23 protein-coding genes are annotated in these 22,917 nt (G+C 40.1%); 8 read left to right on the forward strand and 15 right to left on the reverse strand.

Annotated features, from left to right (window positions below; genetic code table 11):
* Window positions 1–38: 38 nt before the first annotated feature.
* The 4 genes from HR060_RS19310 to ahpC form a co-directional block, all read right to left on the reverse strand.
* Entirely contained in the window at window positions 39–311 is a 273-nt protein-coding gene (locus HR060_RS19310; protein WP_246283085.1) for an alginate export family protein, read from the reverse strand.
* A gap of 451 nt (window positions 312–762) precedes the next feature.
* A complete protein-coding gene (locus tag HR060_RS04970) occupies window positions 763–939 on the reverse strand; it encodes a hypothetical protein (RefSeq protein ID WP_174199117.1) in 177 nt (58 codons plus the stop codon).
* A 169-nt stretch (window positions 940–1,108) separates the two neighbouring features.
* Entirely contained in the window at window positions 1,109–2,659 is a 1,551-nt protein-coding gene (ahpF, locus tag HR060_RS04975; RefSeq protein ID WP_174199178.1) for an alkyl hydroperoxide reductase subunit F, read from the reverse strand.
* Window positions 2,660–2,843: 184 nt separating this feature from the next.
* Window positions 2,844–3,407 (reverse strand): alkyl hydroperoxide reductase subunit C, encoded by a 564-nt coding sequence (ahpC, locus tag HR060_RS04980; RefSeq protein WP_174199179.1) that lies wholly within the window; start codon window positions 3,405–3,407, stop codon window positions 2,844–2,846.
* 158 nt (window positions 3,408–3,565) lie between these two features.
* Between ahpC and HR060_RS04985 the strand changes: the two genes are divergently transcribed.
* The 5 genes from HR060_RS04985 (at window position 3,566) to HR060_RS05005 (ending at window position 5,664) form a co-directional block, all read left to right on the forward strand.
* Window positions 3,566–4,468 (forward strand): hydrogen peroxide-inducible genes activator, encoded by a 903-nt coding sequence (locus HR060_RS04985; protein WP_174199180.1) that lies wholly within the window; start codon window positions 3,566–3,568, stop codon window positions 4,466–4,468.
* Between the two features lie 128 nt (window positions 4,469–4,596).
* Complete coding sequence (locus HR060_RS04990; protein WP_174199181.1) at window positions 4,597–4,761, forward strand: hypothetical protein; 165 nt, start codon at window positions 4,597–4,599, stop codon at window positions 4,759–4,761.
* Entirely contained in the window at window positions 4,754–4,954 is a 201-nt protein-coding gene (locus HR060_RS04995; protein ID WP_174199182.1) for a DUF2061 domain-containing protein, read from the forward strand. Before HR060_RS04990 ends, HR060_RS04995 begins: the two co-directional genes overlap by 8 nt.
* Window positions 4,944–5,132: a DUF4250 domain-containing protein gene (locus HR060_RS05000; protein WP_174199183.1), complete on the forward strand. Its 189-nt coding sequence runs from the start codon at window positions 4,944–4,946 to the stop codon at window positions 5,130–5,132. The genes HR060_RS04995 and HR060_RS05000 overlap by 11 nt, the downstream gene beginning before the upstream one ends.
* A 175-nt stretch (window positions 5,133–5,307) precedes the next feature.
* Window positions 5,308–5,664, forward strand: coding sequence for a S24/S26 family peptidase (locus HR060_RS05005; protein ID WP_174199184.1), 357 nt, complete (start codon window positions 5,308–5,310; stop codon window positions 5,662–5,664).
* A gap of 98 nt (window positions 5,665–5,762) precedes the next feature.
* Here HR060_RS05005 and sdhD read toward each other — a convergent pair whose 3' ends face one another.
* The 3 genes from sdhD to HR060_RS05020 all read right to left on the reverse strand — a co-directional run bounded on the left by sdhD (window position 5,763) and on the right by HR060_RS05020 (window position 7,643).
* Window positions 5,763–6,104, reverse strand: coding sequence for a succinate dehydrogenase, hydrophobic membrane anchor protein (sdhD, locus tag HR060_RS05010; RefSeq protein WP_174199185.1), 342 nt, complete (start codon window positions 6,102–6,104; stop codon window positions 5,763–5,765).
* A complete protein-coding gene (gene sdhC, locus HR060_RS05015; protein WP_174199186.1) occupies window positions 6,104–6,484 on the reverse strand; it encodes a succinate dehydrogenase, cytochrome b556 subunit in 381 nt (126 codons plus the stop codon). The genes sdhD and sdhC overlap by 1 nt, the downstream gene beginning before the upstream one ends.
* Window positions 6,485–6,587: 103 nt before the next feature.
* The gene (locus tag HR060_RS05020) at window positions 6,588–7,643 is read right to left on the reverse strand and encodes a ChaN family lipoprotein (protein ID WP_174199187.1); all 1,056 of its coding nucleotides are present in this window, start codon (window positions 7,641–7,643) and stop codon (window positions 6,588–6,590) included.
* A 207-nt stretch (window positions 7,644–7,850) separates the two neighbouring features.
* Between HR060_RS05020 and HR060_RS05025 the strand changes: the two genes are divergently transcribed.
* Both HR060_RS05025 and HR060_RS05030 read left to right on the forward strand, forming a co-directional pair.
* Complete coding sequence (locus tag HR060_RS05025) at window positions 7,851–8,171, forward strand: DUF6482 family protein (protein WP_174199188.1); 321 nt, start codon at window positions 7,851–7,853, stop codon at window positions 8,169–8,171.
* 11 nt (window positions 8,172–8,182) lie between these two features.
* The gene (locus tag HR060_RS05030; RefSeq protein ID WP_174199189.1) at window positions 8,183–9,016 is read left to right on the forward strand and encodes an HAD family hydrolase; all 834 of its coding nucleotides are present in this window, start codon (window positions 8,183–8,185) and stop codon (window positions 9,014–9,016) included.
* Window positions 9,017–9,028: 12 nt separating this feature from the next.
* Here the strand turns inward: HR060_RS05030 and HR060_RS05035 are convergent, their stop codons facing one another.
* The 6 genes from HR060_RS05035 to HR060_RS05060 form a co-directional block, all read right to left on the reverse strand.
* Entirely contained in the window at window positions 9,029–11,599 is a 2,571-nt protein-coding gene (locus tag HR060_RS05035; protein WP_174199190.1) for a DUF4132 domain-containing protein, read from the reverse strand.
* A 3-nt stretch (window positions 11,600–11,602) separates the two neighbouring features.
* A complete protein-coding gene (locus HR060_RS05040; RefSeq protein WP_174199191.1) occupies window positions 11,603–11,992 on the reverse strand; it encodes a hypothetical protein in 390 nt (129 codons plus the stop codon).
* A gap of 337 nt (window positions 11,993–12,329) precedes the next feature.
* Window positions 12,330–14,162 carry a glutamine--fructose-6-phosphate transaminase (isomerizing) gene (gene glmS / locus HR060_RS05045; RefSeq protein WP_174199192.1) on the reverse strand — a complete coding sequence of 611 codons (1,833 nt, stop codon included), beginning with the start codon at window positions 14,160–14,162 and terminating at the stop codon, window positions 12,330–12,332.
* Window positions 14,163–14,287: 125 nt separating this feature from the next.
* Window positions 14,288–15,547 (reverse strand): GGDEF domain-containing protein, encoded by a 1,260-nt coding sequence (locus HR060_RS05050; protein WP_174199193.1) that lies wholly within the window; start codon window positions 15,545–15,547, stop codon window positions 14,288–14,290.
* 192 nt (window positions 15,548–15,739) lie between these two features.
* Window positions 15,740–17,104, reverse strand: coding sequence for a bifunctional UDP-N-acetylglucosamine diphosphorylase/glucosamine-1-phosphate N-acetyltransferase GlmU (gene glmU, locus HR060_RS05055; protein ID WP_174199194.1), 1,365 nt, complete (start codon window positions 17,102–17,104; stop codon window positions 15,740–15,742).
* A 177-nt stretch (window positions 17,105–17,281) separates the two neighbouring features.
* Window positions 17,282–18,508, reverse strand: coding sequence for a dipeptidase (locus HR060_RS05060; RefSeq protein WP_174199195.1), 1,227 nt, complete (start codon window positions 18,506–18,508; stop codon window positions 17,282–17,284).
* A gap of 217 nt (window positions 18,509–18,725) precedes the next feature.
* Between HR060_RS05060 and HR060_RS05065 the strand changes: the two genes are divergently transcribed.
* Entirely contained in the window at window positions 18,726–19,547 is an 822-nt protein-coding gene (locus tag HR060_RS05065) for an avidin/streptavidin family protein (RefSeq protein WP_174199196.1), read from the forward strand.
* A 55-nt stretch (window positions 19,548–19,602) separates the two neighbouring features.
* Here HR060_RS05065 and HR060_RS05070 read toward each other — a convergent pair whose 3' ends face one another.
* Both HR060_RS05070 and HR060_RS05075 read right to left on the reverse strand, forming a co-directional pair.
* Entirely contained in the window at window positions 19,603–22,152 is a 2,550-nt protein-coding gene (locus HR060_RS05070) for a family 20 glycosylhydrolase (protein ID WP_174199197.1), read from the reverse strand.
* Between the two features lie 335 nt (window positions 22,153–22,487).
* Window positions 22,488–22,910: a F0F1 ATP synthase subunit epsilon gene (locus tag HR060_RS05075; RefSeq protein ID WP_174199198.1), complete on the reverse strand. Its 423-nt coding sequence runs from the start codon at window positions 22,908–22,910 to the stop codon at window positions 22,488–22,490.
* Window positions 22,911–22,917 lie beyond the last annotated feature (7 nt).

Consider the following 22,917-nt stretch of genomic DNA (forward strand, 5'->3'; position numbering starts at 1 on the left):
ACCGACTAATTTTCCGAGTTTAGCTTGATATAACACATTTAGTAAGTGGTCTTTGGCATCGATGTCCTTTTCTTCGGCAAAAATGCGATTGCGTTTAGTGACATAAGCATATTTGGCTGACCAGTTTTATTACCGTGATGCTCAAACATCAAAGCATCAAACGTTTGACTATCTTGGCGCCAACCAACATGACCAACAAAGCGCTGCCCATCTAATGCAATAATTTGACGACCCAGTTTGGTCGTCCAGCTTTTGCCTTTGTATTGCAGTAATGCTTGGTCAACCTCTGTTGATTCAGGGTCGGCGATCACTGAGTATTCAGGTTTACTGCCATCGCCGTCATTGTAACCGGCTAGAACGCGAGAATCTTCAAACTCGATTTCCCCAGAAATACCCTGAAAACGCTTGGTTTTGTAGTTTAACCGAGTACTTATTGTCAGCGTTTCAGCATCATCGAGATTGTTGTCTTGGTCAACAGATTCAAAGCGGGTGTTAACGTTTAGAGTTGCTTTACCTAAAGGCCTTTAGCATACGAAGAAGCTGTTGCCCCCACAGCAGCTAAAGCCATCACTATATGTGAAACTTTCATTATTATTATCCATGGCAACGAGGCGCCTAGCAGTATTTTTGTGTGATTGAAATATTGTCAGCAGTCAGTTTGCGGTTACTTTATGAACCACAAATGACTAACTTCTAACAATTTCAAAGCTTAGTAGAGAATAAAAACAATGTGCTGTTTTAGATCAAGCTTTGGTGACTTGATTATTTCTTTGCGTGGTACAAAGCTAAGGCTAATGCAAGCCCTACACTAAACCCTACTGCGTAATTATCGAGTGACACGCCAAGTGCGGTACCCACACCTATACCGATGGCAGCTACACTACCGAGTGTGTGTCGGCCTATATTGTCGATTTGGTTGGAACGATTGTTATTCGCCATAATGGCCTCCTTGTGATCTGTTCCATTTCAGTATGTGATTAATTTATAAAAAATGAATGTTTAATATACAAACAACATAAATGACAAGATAAACGGCTAATTTCATGACATAACAAAAGGGTCGCAACGTGTGCGACCCTTTTAATAACAAGTAAAAATGAGTTTTACCTTAATTGCGAATGAGGTAATCAAAAGCTGAAAGAGCTGCTTTTGAACCTTCCCCCATAGCGATAACAATTTGCTTATAAGGCACAGTCGTTACATCACCACAAGCAAAGATACCTGGCTCTGAAGTATGGTTTTTCTCATCAACGATAACTTCACCAAAACGAGTTAAATCGATAACGCCATCTACGAACTCGGAATTAGGTACCAAACCTATCTGCACAAACACACCCGCAAGATCGACACGTTTCACTTCATCTGTTTCTCTGTCCGTGTACTCAAGTGCAACTACTTTGCCGTTATCTGCAATAATTTGCTTTGTAGCTGCATTCTTAATGATGGTGATTTTCTCATTCGCTTCTGCTTTTTCGACTAGCACGCTATCGGCTTTCAGCTCTGATAAGAACTCAAATACCGTGACCTTTTCAGTCATACCCGCTAAATCTAATGCAGCTTCAATACCTGAGTTACCACCGCCAATCACAGCTACTTCTTTGCCTTTGAAAAAAGGACCATCACAGTGTGGGCAATAGGCAACACCATTACCGATATTCTCTTTCTCTCCTGGCACACCAAGCTCTCTCCACTTAGCGCCTGTTGCTATGATGATAGTTTTTGATTCAATCACCTCACCTGAAGATAAATGTAACTTCTTGATCGCACCTTTTTCGATTTTAGTCACACGTAAATGCTCTTTTAGCATCACCTCGTAATCGTTTAAGTGATTCATCAAGTTACCTGTTAGCGCAGTACCCGTTGTCTGCGATACAGAGATCAAGTTTTCGATACCAACAGTGTCTTTAACCTGACCACCAAAACGATCGGCAATCATAGTGACATTTAAGCCTTTACGCGCACTGTAAATAGCTGCGGCTACACCACCTGGGCCACCGCCAATAATTGTCACATCTTGTAGCGGTAAAGCTTGCTGTGGTGCGCTTTTACTGACTAAACCAGGAAACTTCTCAATTAACTTATCAACTAAAGTAGCCGTATCAATTTTGCCATTGGCAAATAGCTCACCGTTTAGATAAACACTTGGTACACCTTGAATATTGCGGTCCTTGATAATGTCTTGGAATTCACCGCCATCAATCATTTCACTACTGATGTTTTCGTTTAATAAAGCAAACTGATTGAGCGATTGCACAACATCAGGACAGTTGTGACAGCTCAGCGAGACAAAAACTTCAAACTTTAACGGCTGTTCGACGCCGCGAATAATGCCTTGTAAGCTGTCATCGAGTTTGATTTCAACACCACCTGATTGCAATAAAGCGAGTATCAGTGAGTTAAATTCGTGGCCACTCGGGATACCTGAAAATTCAATCCCCGTAGCTTGCTCTGCAACCTCTAAAGAAAAAGTAATAGGGCTGCGCAAACCAGCGTCGCGTTCAACTAATGTGAGTTTGTCACTACTTGAAGCCACGCCAGTTAAAAAATCTTTTAATTCATCACGCTTAGCATGTTCACCCGTTTGTAAAACTAGGCTCACTGCGTGTTCCATCTTTGCTGTGTAAGCTTTTAAAGCTTGTAAAATATCATTATCAATCATTGTGTTACTACCTGAGTAAAGTCTAATTTTTGGGTGAAAAAAGGCGGGGGCAAACTTCCCCGCCAGCTAGCGCTTAAGGTTGACTTAGCTGTGGGTAGCGCAGCTAAATCCCCTAAAACTTGCGTTCAGACTAAGTGTTTGAGGTTTAGGTAACGCCGCATAAACCTCATAACAAGCAGTCTGGTTAGATTTTACCTACTAGGTCTAGAGATGGTTTTAACGTTGCTTGACCTTGCTCCCATGCAGCTGGGCAAACTTCACCATCGTGCTCACGTACGTATTGCGCAGCTTTTACTTTGCGAACCATGTCTTTTGCGCTACGGCCAATACCACCAGCGTGAATTTCAGCGACTTGAATTACGCCATCTGGGTCAACTAAGAAAGTACCGCGATGTGCCATGTGGTCTTCTTCAATCATGACGTCAAAGCCACGAGTGATGTTACCTGTTTGGTCACCTAGCATTGGGAACTTGATTTTGCCAATTGCTTCTGACGAGTCGTGCCATGCTTTGTGTGAGAAGTGTGTATCAGTAGAAACGGCATAAACTTCTACACCTAAACCCTGTAATTCCTCGTATTGGTTAGCCATGTCTTCTAACTCTGTTGGACAAACAAATGTGAAATCCGCTGGGTAGAATAAGTAGATACCCCATTTGCCTTTTACTGATTCTGACGTGACTTCTACAAACTCGCCGTTGTGGAATGCTTGTGCTTTGAACTCTGGAATAGTGCTACCGATTTTTGCCATGATTGTATCCTCATCAATTAAAATTAAATTTGTCTTCAAAGCAGTGTTGCTTTGTTGATGTGAATATTAGGCGGAAATTTTACATTAGAAAAATTGATTAAATTGAATTTATCATTCAATATTATTGAATATTGATTTTTGCTTTGAGTATTCGCTTGATGATCACCCTTAAACAATTGCAATATGCATTAGCTGTTGAGAAAACCTTGCACTTCAAAAGAGCGGCCGAGCAATGTCATGTCTCGCAATCAGCATTAAGTACGGCGATCACCGAATTAGAAAAGCACCTCAAAATCACTATTTTTGAGCGCAATAACAAACAAGTGTTAGTGACACATGCAGGGCAAGTACTGCTAGATAAAGCCAGACATATCAAGTTTGCAGTTGATGACTTATATCAGCTCGCCCAGAGCAATCAGCAAGCTCTGTCTGTGCCTATGACGTTGGGTATAATCCCAACAATTGGGCCTTATTTACTACCTAAAGTACTACCTGAAGTAAGACGACAATACCCAGACTTCAAACTGAAAATTATTGAAGAACAGTCGCATGTATTAGTTGAACAAGTACGAACAGGGGAAATTGATGCGGCTATTTTAGCTTTACCCTATAACACTGAAGGTTTGATGCAATTTAGCTTTTGGCAGGAAGACTTTTATTGGGTTGCCCACAATGATGAATGCCCAAAACAACTCAAAGAGATTAATTCGGCTCAACTGAGTTTAGAAAAACTGATGTTATTAAAAGATGGCCATTGTTTGAAAGATCATGCGCTTGCCGCATGTAACTTACCTTCCCTGCCACAAAATATGGCCTTTGATTCAACGAGCTTGCATACGTTAATTCAGATGGTTGCGGGTAAATTAGGTACCACTTTGGTTCCAGAGATGGCACTTGAACAACTAATTAGACACGAACCTGAATTAAAAGCTGTGCATGTTAACGAACCAGGGCCGCACAGAGAAATTGCATTTATCATTAGACCTAACTTTGTCCGCACCTTAGATATCGAAACCTTAATGGACAGCTTTAAAAGCCAGTTATCACATTTGGACAATTAAAATCTATTTAATTGAACGATAAATTCAAATCAATTAATTTTTCTAAAAATCAGCCTTACCCCATACTTAAGCCATGACTAAGGGCACAGCCTTTAGCTTTATTCAATATCTATTAAGAGGAATGAATCATGGCTCAATTTCTAGCAACATTTAAACAATACGCCGATGCCGATCACCAAGCTGTAGAGTCAGCCAAAGTTGATCTGTCGTGCCAACAGTGCAATTTTGACGATAACTATTACGGCGACCAAGTGTGTATAGACAGCAAACAGCAGGAGCGTGAACATGGCTAAGCAAAAGACGGTGACATTCGCCATTACCCACTTTGCCGTTGCGTTTTCAGTTACAACGGCATTGACTGGCGATTTTATTATTGGCGGTATAGTTGCTTTAATTGAGCCTGCGGTAAATACTGTTGCCTACTACTTTCACGAGAAAGTTTGGCAAAAACGCATGGCTGCAAGGAAGGATATCTATGCTACTTAACAATCTAAATTTAGCCGACCCACACATTTTAGTGAGTATGTTAAATACCAAGTTAAGAAATGACTTTTCTACCCTTCAACAGCTTTGTAATTTCTACGACATCGATATTGCAGAGCTAGTTGATAAACTTGCTAGTGCAAATTACCACTACCACTCAGATTTAAACCAAATACGCTAACCACTCGTAGGCTTATAAATAAATTAGATAATTTTATATCTCGATCAAGAATTATAAATTTGGTGAATACCAGATATTTAGTTCTTAACTCAATGCAAATTTGACTTTCTACATACCCTGATATAAATTTAATACAAATGATAATGATTATCATTTGTTATTAGAGGATCTCGTTATGTTCTTTTTCTCAGTAAATCATGTTGCCAGTCAAAGTATGACACCTGTGATCCCTCTGCATAGCTATGTTATGTTTTCAAGTTTATTCAGAAAGGGTAAGTTAAAAATTGGCGACATTGTAAAAGTTGATCACCCTATTTATGGGCTCATGGTCAGAACAGTTAAATTTATCGATAGAAACGGCTTCTTCTGGCTAAAAGGCGAAAATGACCATGGTTTAACAACAATGGAAATGGGGCCAATTAGACCACACAATATCTTAGCCAAAGCAGTATGGGTTTTATCTTCAGCAAAAGACGCTGCGCTGAATAATAAAAACCAACTCAAACATAAACACACTGCTCTAACTTCTTAGTTTTGTGTTTGTCGGGCTTCATTTGTATGGATACAAGTGCATAGCGTCATACTAGGAACGACGCTCAAGCCCGGCAACACATCCTCAATTACAGCTAATTACAGCCCCCAAAAGACATACAAAGCAGCTGCTGCAAACAATGCAGTAACAATCAGGTAAAAACCGTGAAACAAGCTACTAAACCCTTTAATAGGCACTTTTTGTGTATAGTCGGTAGCAATTTGCCACCCTGCCAAAATAGCATTGAAGGCCAATACAACAATTGTGATACTGCTAAATACTTTAAACCAAGTTGTATCGTGCATTGCTTTCCACGTTTGGTAGTCTAACGGGTCTATAGTTAATATAAGGCTGATATAGACCACCGCGTAGAGACAAATCAAGATGTTACTTACGCGTTGAAATAACCACTCACGCACACCATTTCTTTTCATTTTCATTAACCCCAAATCCAACATCCAAACAACACACTGAGTAAAATACCTAGCCCAATCGCAACATTGGATATCAAGCGTCCACCTTCAATTGTTTCAAAATAACCAAACTCCTGAATAATATGCTTTAACGATCCCATTACGTAATAACCGAGTGCAGTTAAAAAGCCCCAAGCAAAAAACTGGGCAATGAAGTTTTCAGCAAGCATAGATTGGATTTTGTGAAAACCTTCTGGTGATTCAAGAGAGATGTATAAGACAGGAATAAAGTAAGCCATTGCCACCCAAATAATGACGGCACTTATTCTATGTAAGATAGATGCAAGCCCCATTATGGGTAGTTTAATGGTTGAAAGGTCTAAATTTTTTGGCCGATTGTCTTTCATGGTAACTCCAAGTTAAACATAACAGTGAGAATAAAAATGACGATATGCAGTCTACCTGTTATTGAAACACAATTACACAAACAATAACAATTATCATTATCAACTAATTGGGATTTTCACATGATTTAGCTTTTTCTCCTGCTTTTGCAAACATCTTTTGATAAGTTGCTTTTCGATAATCTGCATCAACAAATTCTTGCGGTTGCGCTTGGATAAGATAATAAAAGGTATCTTTACCTTGGCCATTGTTCACTTTTTCCATTAGATCTGTTCGGTAAACTGGCGTAATCACTACAAGCTTTAATGCTGGGTTTAAACGCTTTAGCGCCGCGACTGTTCCCAAACCATCTTGGCTGTGAAAACTGCCATTAAGATGAATGATTTGGCTATCGGGTTGCAGTGCCATTTTCTGGTTAATCGATTCAGCCATGGTGTTATCTCTTGTTAATTGCGCAAGATAAGTATTATTCAATGCTCTGGCAGGCATAGGGTGACCTCCCATCTTGGCGATAAACTGGGTTTGATAGCCAGTAATATCAGCAAAGCTATCTTGAGCAATAAGCTTGCGCTGCTGGCTGCCTAAGACATTGAGATAAGCTCGACCTTGTTTGCCAATACAACGAACAATATCGGCAGGCGCATTGGCCGCAACAACAGCAATATCATGCTGCTTGGCATATTCAACAAGAGGTCGATAACTGGCTTTGTAATTATCCCAAGCATTGGCTTGTTCGATTAAATAACGCTCACCTATTTCACTGCTTAGATAACGCTCGATAACAGCCTGTTGATCGCGTTCAAACATTTCGAGTGATAGTGCCATTGGCTGCCAATGTTCCCGCTGCTGATGCAGCAAAGCAAACAGCTGCATTTGCAATAAATGAGAAGCGTGATTGCCGTGGTATTCACCAATAAAAATAACATCAGCGTCTTTCAATTGAGATGCAACGGCAGGCAAACTGACCGTTTGATATTGATTATCCAGTAATTGATAGTCATACGCAGTGAGTAAGTTAACTGAAGAAGCCACTTGAGCTTTCTCGGTTTCCACTGGCTTAACTGAACAAGCAGATAGAGAAAAAAGCAAACCAATTACGCTTAACCAAGGTAATACTCGAGCAGAATACAAGGGGGCGTTTTCGATTATTTTTAGCAACATAAATCCAACTTTTAGCAACATAAATCCAACTTTTAAGGTTTATTGATAGTTAGTAATCAGCTTGTATAACTGTATTAAAGAAATATAGCTTTACCCGTGAAACAGTTGCAATTGCCAACAATAAACAGGCAAAGGAAGTTATCTGATCTAAGTGGATACCCGCTTCGTAGCCATATATTTAAGACACAAATAAAACTCGAGTTCAGTATGAAGCTTTTTTACAAAGACTTGGCCAATAAACGTATTGATAAGTTAGTGATCAATTCACTCGAACAAGCGCTGTATCAGGCCATAGTCGTTATTGATGGGACTGAGCACGTGGTATGGGATACAGATAAGAAAACCCTACTGACCAGAAACTTGACTCAAATGCGAGAGTATTTTGAGACATACGACATCATTGAAGTGGTACTCAGGCATGAAAGCCCCTACGACGAAATGGTTGGACAAGCACCCAAAGAAAGCAGTAACAGGCTAGAAGTGCCTTTGAGCAAATCACCTTATGCTGTGCTCAAACACTTACACTAAAGGTGAATACATTGAATAAGCCACGTCATCTCGTTGTATTTGATCTTGATGGAACCTTGTTAAACAAAGATTCCAAACTATCTGCGTTAACTCAGCAAACACTCACCGCCATGCATCAACAAGGTATTCATTACACCCTAGCAACGGGGCGAAGCTACCAGTCAGCCAATGCAATCATCGAACATGAGCTATTTTTCTTACCGCAAATATATACCAATGGTGTACTGACTTGGTGCCCAAATAAAAATCGATTTAGTTTTGATAATTGCCTCACGGTTGAACAAGGCGTTAATGCAATTAAGGCAATGGAATCAACAGCCGCAGCGCCTTTCCTTAGTGCGATTGATAGTCAGGAACAAAAGTACATATTCCACGGCAAGTTACAAAATCAAGTAGAGGAAAAATTACTGGCGCGTTTTAGCGAAAAAAAAGGCACGCAAATCTTACCTGTCGAACAAATAAAAGATGGCTTGCACGTTACCAATATCAGCATGATTGGCCCCAGCACTGATGTGTTAAATGCAGAACACAACATTAGCAAAGACAAACAACTTATCGCCTATTCAGGCCCTGCAATGAGCCAACAAGATTATCGATGGATTGATGTACATCACGCAAAAGCCACTAAAGGCAGTGCAGTCGAGAAACTTAAAAGCCAGCTCGAAGTGGATAATATAATCTGCTTTGGTGACGGTGATAACGATCTCAGCATGTTTGAAATTGCCAATGAGAGCTACGCCCCAGCCAACGCCAATGAGCAAGTAAAACAAGCCGCCACATCCGTTATTGGCCACCACGATGAAGACGGCGTCGCGTTATTTTTAAAAGAGCGGTTTGGGGTTTAACTATCTCTTCAATTACAACTGACTCAATATTGTGGGATCATCAATTTTGTCATCATTTGCCAATAAAAAGGCTTTAGAAAGTAGTACAGATAAGCCAACATCCCCTTCAAAAGGCAGAAAAGTACTATCTAATTTCGCAGTATTTCTGTGAGTTGGAACGATGCATAAATACTTGTCATTTGGCATGATCAAAATATACCCGCTACCAATATGTATTTTATAGCTTTGCTTTTTACCCTGAACGATTAAAAAATTACCCTCTATATGAGCTACATCTCTTATCTTCAAACGAGATAATAATTGAGCTAAAACTTGCTTTCTTGTTTTAGCAATTTCAGTCAAATCACCAAATGAGTGGTATTTCCAATAGCTATGCAGATTATTGCTATTATTCACTCTACCATCCTGCCACTGTGGGTCATTAGCTATACTTGTAACCCCAATGAACAAATCTGCATCACGCATAATTTCAGAAAAGACTATAGGCGAGATATCTTTTATTTCGATTGTTTTACCGGATAAATCATTAAATCTAATTTGATCGGTTGTGACACAATGCCACACTCTAATTTCATCGTGCTCAACATTACCGTCTGTTAATGCATTAATATAAAACTGTGCAGTAATATTATGAGTAGCAATAAATTTCTCAGCAATTTGACTCCTTACACCATCATCAAATGCCCCCATTAGTTGATAATTCCAACGTCTAGATACTGCTAATGATTTAAACTGTTGTTGCTTGATTATATGAGCAGCCATTCTATTAGAATAACTACCTGTATTTCGCTCGGTATCAGTGAGTAAATAAACTTCCCTATGTGCTTGCTTAAAAGGTTGCTTTATCTTTAGTGCCTCAAGCCGTTTGCGCCACAAAATAACATCATTTGGCTCAGCAAAAATCGGGTGCCAAAGCTTTACCACGGCATTAGGTTCGATGGTTGCAGTTTTCCCATTAACATCTTGCCATCCGCCAGCAACAAAAATTAGAGCAACATCGTCAAATAACCAAATAAGCTTGCGAGCAATGACGCTAATCAAACCATGATTTAAATAAAATTGCTCAAAGCTAGCAATATTCCATTGCATGTCTTCCGTATAGATTCGGTCAATCCTTTCTCTTTGTGCACTGAAGCTCTGTTTTATTTGCTTAATCTTGGCTTTGATGAGTTTAAGATGATTACTGTGTGCATCGCTACTTTTGACAAATTGAGGAACGGCTTTTTGCTTGCTACCATCAGGTTTAAGCCAAACTTGATCTACTTGATTAGTACTTGTTATCTGAGCATAAAAACAATAATCATCAAAAGTAGTTGTTAATCTACCATCGACTAAATCAAAGTCAGGTGCAGATATCTCCTCAATTTGAGCGGGCTTAAAACCCAGTTTTTCAGCATGCTGGTCAATGTATTTTTGAATGAGCTTTTGTGTACTGCTTTGTTTAACTTTGTGCTTAAGTCGAGATAAGTGGCCGATACCAACTAAGCCTTTAAACTGGGCCAACGTGTACAAACCAGCATTACCAATAGCTGCTGCAGCTACCCCACGAACAGGGACTTTCTGAAAACACTTTTCCGTTAACTGTGCAATATTGATCACACTCTGCTGATCGTGAAAACGAGACATTGACCACAACAAACCTTTTATTAAAGTGTGACTTTCCTCCTCGATATACTCATTTTTTTCGTGGGTGATCTCTTGCCCGCCAAAGTTAATAACCTCAACTAGGGTTGTATCTAAATCAATTAAGAAATTAAGCCATTGATTAACCAATTTTTTATAAGGAGAAATACCTACTTCATCCATTAAATCATTGGCTTTACTTAAAAAAAGAGCGGAAGGCTTTGCACTGCTGTTGTTAGCTAAATGATGAAAAAGCTCACTCCACTGTGATTGTTTATTTTGAGGTATTTGCTCAAAAGTCTGTTTGGCGAATTTACCAAATCGTCCATTTGAAAATTGATAAGGAGCCGTAGAACTAGCTGTTTTAGTATCAAATTGGTGCTGTATTAAGTTTAACTGTCTTACACACTGAGCAATATTTTGCCCTGCAATAACTTCGCCTTTAGCCTCATGAATGAAAGGTTCAACAAGCTCATGAGTTAAAATTTTATTAAGACTGTCAACAAAGCTGTGGGTTAAGCCATAGGTTTTTGCATATTTTTCAATATGATTAACCAAATGACAAAATGGTCGCTCATAAAGACGGATTGAGCCTGCCTTTTGCTCATAAAGCAATGAGAATAAACAATAAAAGTCGTAGCTTTCTGGAAAATCTACTCCCATTTCTAACCATAAATTAAGCAGGTGTATATCAACAACATATGCCCGTACTTTAGGTGAGCTAGTATCGGTGATAACCCCAATATCGTAATCATTTATTCTTTTTATTAATGAGATCAATACAGTAAGCTTGATTTCAGCTGATGCATTTTGCAATTTTATATAGGGAATGCATTCATCCAAAGACAGAGTTTGAAGTGCATATAATGAATTGTAGTTAGCTTTAATAAAATGATGAATTTCTTCAAATTCATCATGAAAACACATTTTCAGCTCACTTTTAGAATCAGTATCAAGCAAAGCTTATCCCCCAATCAATTGAACTAGCTTTACAAAGCAAATATCAGTGTCTTTTTTGATATCAATGACTTGTTCAAGGTTATCCACTTGCAAATCGTCAACGAGAATGAAATACGCATTATTTTTAAATGCGTTAAGTGCAATTTCAATTTGCTTTTCGGGATTAACTTTAGCTTTGCTGGAAAGCGCTTGATTAAGCATTTTTTCTTCTGCAGACGGGGCAACAAGTAAAGATTTACGGTTAGTCGCTTTTTGATTAAAGGCTATGACTTCTTGGTAAACCCGCTCGACGATTAAATCTTTAACTGATATCTGAATGTGCTCAAATGAGAGTTCAAACTCTTGATAAATTTGCCCGGAGCTACTTTCATCTCGCATTTTTAAACTGATCACTTTCACCACCAATTTTTAACTAAACCTGTTTAGTTCCTGCCTCAATCGGCAACATCATAGCTAATAATGATTAGGTATTAAAATATGAGCCCAAGGTAAATCGTTAATTCATTAATTTGTTTTTAACCACAATTGCAGCAGAATAAGTTGAAAAATTGAGGAGGGTAACATGAATGTCAAATCGCTATCTAAGCAGCGTGTAGAGCAAATTAATAGCTTCAACCAAGGGCGGCTGATGATGGTATTTTAGCAACCTCCGTATGATACCGAACCAGTAAGCGATTTTTTGTACTGTAAAAGCACTCAATTAGCTTAGGCCAATTGAGTGCTATAAACACTACTCCACCGTCACACTTTTAGCTAAGTTTCTAGGTTGGTCAACGTCTGTACCTTTGATCACGGCTACGTAATAACTGAGTAGCTGCAGTGGCAAGGTGTAGACGATAGGGGCGGTTAATGCATCTGTACTGACGACATCAATTACATGACACGTTTCGTCACTTTCGAAATGAGCATCTTGGTCGGCAAAAATGTAGAACACGCCGCCTCTGGCTCGAACCTCTTCAATATTTGAGTGAAGCTTTTCAAGTAACTCGTTATTTGGCGCGACAACAATTACGGGCATATCAGCATCAATTAATGCAATAGGGCCGTGTTTTAATTCGCCTGCTGCATAGCCTTCTGCATGGATATAACTGATCTCTTTGAGCTTTAAAGCGCCCTCTAACGCGATTGGGAATTGATCACCACGGCCGAGGAATAAAGCGTGATCTTTTTCGATAAAGTCTTCAGCTAAATCTGAAATATGGCTATCTAACGTCAACGCTTGCTCTAACTTAGCGGGTAAACCTAATAACGCATGGGTAATTAAGCTTTGTTTATCTTCAGCTAAGCCCTTTGCTTTACCGACAGCTAATGTCAACATCAGTAAACTGGTTAATTGGGTGGTAAATGCTTTGGTTGAAGCGACCCCAATTTCAGCACCCGCATTAGTCATAAAGGCATAGTCTGACTCACGCACTAATGATGAGCCATCGACATTACAGATCACGATAGAAGATAAGTAATCTCTTTGTTGCGCTAATCTAAGTGCAGCTAATGTATCTGCCGTTTCACCAGACTGCGAAATAGTGACAAGTAAGCTACCAGGCACAGTGTGGAAATGGCGGTATCTAAATTCTGAGGCTATCTCAACATTACAAGAAACATGACCGTATTGTTCTAACCAATAACGAGCAACTAAGCCCGCGTGATAACTGGTACCACAGGCCACTATTTGAACGTGATTAACACCTTTGAGCATTTGCTCAAAACCCTGACCAAAAATACCATCAACTAGGCCATCAGTTGTTACTCTTCCCTCTAAAGTATTACGAATGGACGTTGGCTGCTCAAAGATTTCTTTCAGCATATAGTGGCGATACTGACCTTTCGAGTTAGTATCTTGGCTGGCATTCACTTCGACGACTTCGCGCTCAACTGGGTTGCCATCTACATCAAATACGCTGACCTTGTGTCTGGTGATTTCAGCGAAATCCCCTTCTTCTAAGAAGATAAAACGACGTGTTACTGCTAGCAGTGCGAGCTGATCAGACGCAACAAAGTTTTCACCTAAACCTAAACCTATGACTAACGGGCTTCCTGAACGTGCAGCCACTATGGTATCTGGGTTTTCTTTGTCTATGATGACGGTGCCGTAAGCACCTGTTACTTGCTGCTTAGCTTGTTTCACAGCTTCCAGCAGGCTGCTTTGATTTTGTAAATGGCTAGCAATCAAATGAGTGAAGACTTCAGTATCCGTTTGAGATTTAAACGCAAAGCCTTGTCCTGATAAGGTTTCCTTTAAGCTTTTGTAGTTTTCAATAATCCCGTTGTGAACCATCGCAATGCGGTCTTGAGATATATGAGGGTGAGCATTTGTTTCGTTAGCTTCACCATGTGTTGCCCAACGAGTATGAGCAATACCTGTACCACCTCTAGGTTGCTCTGTGGCCACTAAATCGGCCAGAGTGGCGACTTTTCCCTGTCTTTTTAAGGTATTTAGGTGAGCATTTTGATCGATAACAGCCAGACCTGCTGAGTCATAGCCTCGGTATTCCAGTCTTTGTAAGCCGTAAATTAGGATATCAGCGACGTCACGCTGAGCAATTGCTGCGACAATTCCGCACATACTTTTTTATTCCTTCAAAGTGATTGGATAAGATGAATTTCTTCCCAGTTACCATGAGTTAAGCAAAGCTTTGGCGGATCGCCAATTTGAATACGTATGAAATTGTGTCTAATTTTTTTAAACGACTATGTTGCCACACACACTTGGTTGCGGCCTTGGTGTTTAGCGCGATAAAGCGCTCTATCGGCCAGTGAGATAGTGCGGTTGATGTCGTCATTGGCATAAAGTGCAACGCCAATACTCACCGTCACTTCAAGTACATCAGGCCACTGCGTTTGATGAACTAAAGTGCGAAGCTCCTCTGCCAATTGATGTGCTCTTTCTAACGACAAACCAGGACAAAGCAAAAGAAACTCTTCTCCACCCCAGCGAATCAGCTTCATATCATCAGAGATAAAACGTTGAATGATATGAGAGAACTGTATCAAGACATCATCTCCTACATCATGCCCATAGTTATCATTAATTTGTTTGAAGTGATCGATGTCTAAAAACAATAATGAGGACTCTAAATTGGTCGCCTGCAGCTGCATAAATAAGTTAGGCGCACTTTGTTTGCTGTAAGCATCGGTCAAGCCATCATAAGTTGCTCGCATCTGCCAATGCTTCTTTTCTTGAGATACTTGGTTAAGGTGATCTTTGATCTCGATCAAGCGCTTAAAGAAAAAACCAGCAACCGTACTCCAAAGAACAATCAGCGCAAAAAATAAGGTTTCGTTTTGAATGTACTGGCCACGAAACTCTATTTTTTCAATGGTGATTTTATACGGACCATCTGGAATTAAGCCCCCTGTTGTCACCGCAATAGAATGAACATTTGAGAAATCGGTACCACCGTGCTGCAGAGAAAGATCGTGCAGGCTATTCCACCAAACAGGCACATAAAAGCTGTGAAAATTAATCCAGGTTGGGTAAGGTACATTGTTTTCGGAAAACTCAACTGTGTTGTATTTTAAGCTATTGATTTGTTCTGGTTTTGAGTAAGCATCATTAAAATTATGCATCTCGAATCGAGTACCAGGTTGATTAGGATGATCGTGCTTAAGCCACAGCCCAACTTTACTAAATCGAGTAAAATCGATACCTGCTAGTTGGCCATTCTGTTGTGAGGTTAAATCGATAATAAACTCGCAATAGGGCCACTGATATTGTTGTTTAACCTGACAACTAAACAAAATACCTTGATCTGTCACTTCGAAGTTACTAACAGATGCACCGCCAAAAGGCCTGTCATCACGCACACTAAAGCGCTCGGTATCCGTTAAATCCAATACCAATACACGTTCAAAACCTAAAAATTGTAGAAAACAGAGAAAGATAGTCAGCATGAACAAACATACGACAAATATCGATTCTATTTTTTTGATGTGATTTGGTGTAGCCAAGAGTAATCCTTCACTCAGACTAACGCCGAGATTTTTCTTGTTATTATTTTATCGTTTTGTCAGAAGTTACAGCCTATTTCGCTGCAAAACAAGTTTGTAGAAGGAGAGTTTAGACGATTAATAATTAAAACGTTAATTAATCGAGACACTAAGGTACTACACCTGATGATATCATCAGGTGCAGTCAGCACATTACTTTTTAACTGGGCGTTCCCAACCTTGGATGTTGCGCTGTTTTGCTCGTGCTACAGCTAATTCATTTTCTTCTACATCTCTGGTCACAACAGCACCAGCGCCAACTGTTGCACCCGCTTTGACACTAACTGGTGCGACTAATGCAGAGTTACTGCCAATAAAACAGTTATCACCGATATGGGTTTCAAACTTGTTTACACCATCATAGTTACAGGTAATAGTGCCTGCGCCTATATTAGTACCCGCCCCCACAGTTGCATTACCTAAGTAAGTTAAGTGATTAGCTTTTGCACCTTCACCTAATGTCGACTTTTTAATTTCAACAAAGTTACCTACGTGACAACCAGCACTTAATTCAGCACCTGGGCGTAATCGAGCGTAAGGCCCAATTGCATTATTGCTACCCACAACAGCTTCTTCTAAATGGCTATTCGCTTTGATCGTTGTGCCAGCACCCACTTTTACGTTTTTAAGAATGCAGTTGGCTTCAATAGTGACGTTATCAGCTAACTCTACTTCACCTTCTAAAATGACATTAACATCTAAAACGACGTCTTTACCCACTTTAACATCGCCGCGCACATCTAAACGTGATGCATCACGCAAAGTTACACCTTCAACCATTAATGCATGCGCTTGCTCTAACTGATAAACACGCTCTAAGTGAGCTTGTTGCATACGATTGTTCACACCTTCAACTTCATCTGCATCGTTAGGATGCACGGTGTTAATTAACTTACCTTCATTAGCACACATTTCGATAATGTCTGTCAGGTAATACTCTTGTTGTGCATTGTCGTTATTTAAATTGCCTAACCAAGCTTTAAGTTGCTTGCCATTAGCGGCCAAAATACCCGTGTTTATCTCGCGAATAGCTTGCTCAGCTTCATTGGCATCTTTTTGCTCAACAATGGCTTTTACCAAGCCGTTTTCATCGCGAACAATTCGGCCGTAACCAAATGGGTTATCCAGTACAACCGTTAATAAACCAATACCGTCTGCTGGCGTGGCCGCCACTAGCTTTTCAAGTGTTTCTGTTTTAATTAACGGTACATCACCGTATAAAATCAATACGGTTTCATCATCAGCAAGGAAAGGAATGACTTGTTGTACAGCGTGGCCTGTACCTAGCTGCTCTGCTTGCTCCACCCAATTTGCTTGTTCAGAAGCTAAAGCCGCTTTTAATTGCTCGCCACCGTGACCATAAATTAAGTGCAAATGCTGTGCACCTAATTGGCGTGAAGCGTCCATTACATGCTTAACCATTGGCTTATGGCCAATTTTATGTAGCACTTTAGGTAGGTTTGATTTCATACGCGTACCTTTACCGGCCGCTAGGATGACAGCTGAGAGTTTTTCCATGATGTATATCTGTTTCTTCTTGTTGAACTGTATTTGATGTACTGATTAGTAAGCTAGCTTAGCATTACTGCTAATTGATGAAGATTGTAGCGGATATTTGGCTAGAAAAAAGTAAAACCCAATATTGAGACAATAAAAAAGCGGCTTTCATAACGCTTGTTGTGCCTTGTATCAAAGCTACTTCCACGTTTGTTTATAAACGCGAACGAGATTTTCACCATACAGCTTTCTCAAATCTTCATCGCTGTAACCCATTTTCCACAATTCATCCGTTACTGCCGCTAAGTGTTTAGAAAGTTCCGCGCAACCTGTCGCACCTAAATTAAAAGCATTAACCATATAACCGTTATCCGCGTATTTATCGGCATTGGCGATGGTAAACGGTACCACTTTAGATGTAGTCATTAGATCATCAGTGCCAATCCCCACATGATCAATTCCCGCTACTTTGACAGCCCCATCAACCATTTCAGCATATTGTTTTGGCGTGATATCTTCTGGCCAAATACCATCTAACATAAACTCAGCGCCAGTAATGGCAACAATACCACCTAAAGACACTACTTTTTTAACTTGCTCATCAGACAGAAGACGATAACAAGCGGCTAAACGAAAATCTGGGTGCCCTTTTTGAAAACCATTTTTGGCCATGCGTTTTTGCGTTTCAGTCAATGTTTCGTGTGGCTGGCAACCGTAAGTTGAAGCGACTGGAGAATGAGAAAATATAGGCGGAATACCTTTGTGGTTTTTCTCCATGTAATTCATGATATCCATGGTGGTTTGATAAGACGTGTGGGATAAATCAACGGTGATACCGTATTTAACCATTTCATCTATCACTTGCTCACCAAATTTGGTCAAACCCGACTTATCACCATTGATCATCGAAATCACACCGACACCGGTTTTTTCAGTTTCGTTATAAGTAAGCTGCATGGTTTTAATTCCCATCGCAGCCATTTCTTTCACCTTACTCACATCGCCTTCAAGCATCATGGTTGATTGTGAATTCCACTGTACTGCGTACTGACCATTTTTATAAGCAAGCTTAAAATCTTCTGGTTTGTTAACAAAGCGAATAGGGGTATTCGCAGAATGGGCAGCTTCAGTCCACGCTTTATGCTCAGCAACAAATTTCGCCCAATTTGGTGTCGCTGGAGATCCTAGTGTCACTGATGCACCATCAATACCACGAGAGAAAGCTAAATCGATATAATTAGCTACCTCAACATTATTATCCCAACCCGTTTTATGAGGAGAGGCATAAAAATCGATAGCGAGGTTTTCTTTGACAAATTTTTGCGCTTTAGCTGATGCAGTGTTGTGCCAATCTCGGGTTTCTATACTCGCAAAACTTGATGCAGATACCATTGCCATTGACAACGCTAACAGTACCTTTTTCATTTTTAACCCCTATTATAATCCATCTATAAATATAGCAACGACCGCTGCTTTTTATGTTTTCAATTTGTAGTCGTAGATAATTATTACCATCTATTTTTCCTACAAAAAGCGAACATTACTTTGCCTACCATCTGATTTGTATGATAAAAAAGAACCAAGAGTTGAATTAAATAACAACAAAAAAGGAATTTCAGAACAATAAGATTCGGGAGTCTTTATGCACTCATTAACTGGACAGTGGCAAAATAATTATGGGTCTAATATCTATCTTACCTATGATGAAAATTCGAAATTAATCTCTGGTACCTATCACTCTGAAACAGGCGCAACTGGCACTTACTACTTTGTTGGCTATTGCTCTCCAATATCGGCCAAGCCAGATGCAGCCTCAGCACAACATTTCGGCTTAGGTCAAAATATTGGTTGGTCTTTATTTTGGCGGCCTATTAATGCTGATCCACAAGATTACAACTCATCATGGCACTGGGTTACCACGCAAGTTGGTCAGTATTTTGTTAATAAGCAAGGTGAAGAATGCCTCTACCTTATTCAATCACTACTTGCTACATCTGCGTTTCCCGGTATTGCCAGTAAAGGTAATTACCCAGAAGCAATTACATTCAAACGAATTAGCCATTCATTCGATCGCACTGATAATCCGAATCTCGCGAATTTAACATCACCGGTTCTCGCTAATGCAATTAATCAAAACTGGCATTGCCCAGCGTTAAGTGCTGATATGTTGCTCAGTGCGCTCGATACAGATGATAAGTATGGGTGGATAAAAGGTAAGTTAATACTTACAAATGAAGATGTAGCACTGATAGGCTTTACCGACATACACAAACTCGATAATTCGGAGCAAGCCTTATGTTTGACGGGATACTCTACAAAACGAGCACAAATTATTGCGATTAACGGAGTTATGGATTCAACCAACAGCAAGCTAACGTGCTCAGTTTGGCTTGGTAACGCGACACCTTTCAGTCACAGGTACGTTCAGGTGAGCCTCGAAAATTGGCACTTTGAAAATGAGTAATATCAATAAAAAAGGCAGGTAATTAACCTGCCTTTGTCTTTTTTAGAACGACTAACTAGTTAGTTTCAGCAATACGGCTAGTAATGCCATTACTGGTTACTGTTCGCAGCTGAACTTTGTCTGTGCCAACCGATACCGGCTGTTGGTAAGCCTGCCATGTATTACCAGCATCCACACTGTATTCAATCTTCAATTTAGGGAAAGCAGCATTGGCTTTTAGCTTGCCATTATCAACCACACCACCTGGTACAGGTAAGTTATAGTTGATACCTAATTCCGCTAATTTAGCTAATTCATACTGTGCCAGTCGAGCTGAGAACTTTGCCCACTGCTGTTTGCGCGCTTTAGTGTTTGGCTTTTGACCTTCCCAATCAGCTTTGTGCCAAGCTCGCTCAGCGACAGCTAATACACGTGGGAATACAAGCCTTAGCATTTGCTCACCAGTACGTACCGTTTCTCCCCAGAAATGACCTTGCATACCTAATATATTTTCAGGTTTTTCTAACGGTGGTAACACGCGACCCACTAAATCTTCGAGATCGGTGATTTTATCGCCTGCTCGTGTGTAGTCAGCATTGGCATAAACATCATCAGGCATATAACCAAATACTTTTTGAGTATCGGTAAAGCGCGTTGCCCAGTAGTATCCACGCTCGTCAGGGTGCGCTTCATAAGGGTGATCAAAGTACAAATGAGTACCATGAGCCAGGACAACTTTATAACCTTCATTGGCTAAGCGATAAGCTCTATCAGCTACGCCCCACTCCCAGATATTATCCCAAGGGTAACCAATGATTTTATCGTTTGGTAATTGCGCACGGATAAATGGATTCACCCTGTCATACATTAAGCCATCTTCCCACGCTCCCATTGCTAAACCGCGCTTTGCAGCCATTTCAGCCACCTGAGCCATAAACATAGGTTTAACATCAACGTGGCCTGAAACACCATTACTTGCATCTGCAAATAAGGCGTCACATTTTGGCGATTGCGTCCATGCACCATGGCCTACTTCATCTCCCCCCACGTGAAAGACGTTAAGCTTTAATTCGGCTTGTCGATACATTTGCTGCAACTCATAGGTCACTTTATCCATGAATTTAGCCGCTGACGGTAAACACGCATTCATTGCGTTATCGTAATAGTTTTGCTGAGTGCGATATTGAGATTTATCTTCTGGATCTGATAATAAAAACTCTTTTGCAGCACCTGGTTTACCTTCAGCCATAAGTCTGTCGTAACGCGCTTCCATTGCGATGATTTGTGAACGAGCATGACCAGGTGCTTCAATTTCAGGAATCACTTCAACATGACGCTCTGCGGCAAATTTTAAGATCTCGACAAAATCATCCACGGTCAAAAAGCCATTACCCGAACCTGATTTATGTGGACCTGTACCAAGCTGAGTCATTAAACATTTACGTTCAGTTAAATCAAAACAGCGGCTACCGGCGATTTCTGTTAGTTCAGGTAACCCAGGAATTTCTAAGCGCCAACCTTCATCATCTGTTATGTGTAAATGCAGTGTATTAAGCTTATAAGTAGCCATACCATCGATTAGCTTTAAGATATTTTCTTTGCCGTGAAAATTGCGACCGATATCGTATTGCATACCGCGATAAGCATAACGAGGAGAGTCCTCTATCTCGACTTCATTTACCTTAAAACTGCCTTTAGCCGTTACAGGAGCCAGCGCTAATAAACTTTGAATGCCGTAAAAAACACCGGCTTCGTCAGATCCTGTGATCTCGATGCGATCATCGTCAATTTCTAGTTGATAGCTTTCTGCTTTTCCACCTGCTAATCGCTCATCAATCATTAGTGAAATGATGTTATCTGATTTACTGCGTTTTTTTACCGGTGTCGTTGATAGCTCTGTTTGTAATAAATTCGCTAATTTATCAGCTAAAAAGCTTGCTTCATTTTTTGCTCTACCTTGATATTCAATCGACCAACTTGCGTCAACTTTGGTTTCACTACTGCTGACATCGATTGATGAAGGGGTTGGTATAATACGAGTAGCAAGCCCTTTGAGCTTTACCGCGTTAGTCGCCTTATTTGCTTGGTAGCGACTTTCTGCAGTGGGTTGATTCCATTTATCTTCTGGTGTTTGATAACGCTTAAGTTGTTTTGGCTCAGTAAATGGCAATACAAATTGATCAAAGTCTTCTGTGTCGGTATTAGCGAAAACAGCTGGCTCTAACCCTTCTTGGTACATAAACGCACGTGGCATAAAGTCCGATTTAGCGACAATCCAAAATTCAGCTTTGTACTGAAAATTAAGAGTTTGTCCTGCTTTTAACCCCGTGAATGACTTTGTTGGATAGATTCGATGTAAATCACCATTAATGTGTTTCACCTTTAAACCAGGCTGGTTGAGAATGTCGGTGATCACACGTGTCGAGTGAAAATAAAAACTCCATTTTCCTTCACCAGATGGTATAGCAACATCTGAATTATTGGTTATTTTCAGTTCACCAATGTGCGTTCTATCACCGTCTACAAAGTTATCAACGACACCAATTTTCCATTCTGTATCTTTTGTTAACGCATTTAATTCTTGCTGAGAAAAATCAGCAAAAGCAGTCATTGAACTAGCAGCCATACATGCTGCAATTATCGTTTTCTTAAACCCCACAGTTACACTCCAACTTCTTAATGTCGTTATTAGTTAGTAATCGAGCACTGATAAAAAGCTGACTAAGCAGCAAGCAAACCAGTTAGATGTGCAGTTAGACGTAAAAGCGGAAAAATTGATAATTAAACTTTGTTAAAAAGCGATTAAATTTTATTAAACCCCTGTTTTTAAATACTTTTTGTATAAAAAACAGAAGTTCGCAATTTGCGATATTTATTGAATGGGTTATCAGAAATGATAGTTAGAAAACAAAAAAGGCGTTGTATTGCTACAACGCCTTTTTTAATCAGTTAGTGAATTACTTACTTAACGTTTTTCTTTAAGTCTGTAATCACTTTAAGCTGTGCAACCGCTTGTGCTAACTCTTTAGCTGCTTCTGCGTAGTCGAAATCAGCTGATGGGTTAGCAATTGCTTCCTCAGCTTGTTTCTTCGCCGCTTCTGCTGCTGCTTCATCGATGTCACCACCGCGAAGTGCAGTATCTGCTAATACAGTTACGCCATTTGGTTGAACTTCTAAAATGCCGCCAGAGAGATAAATTGTCTCTTCTTCGCCAAATTGCTTCACTAAACGGATATGTCCAGGCTTTAATGGAGTGATTAAAGGTGCGTGGCCAGGCTGAACACCTAACTCACCTTCACAACCAGTAACCTGAATTGACTCAACTAGGCCAGAGAAAATTGAGCTCTCAGCACTAACTACGTCAAGATGTACGGTCATAGCCATAATAAGC

Origin of the sequence: Marinifaba aquimaris (assembly GCF_013328345.1) — a bacterium.
In the GTDB taxonomy this organism is placed as follows: Bacteria; Pseudomonadota; Gammaproteobacteria; order Enterobacterales; family Alteromonadaceae; genus Marinifaba; species Marinifaba aquimaris.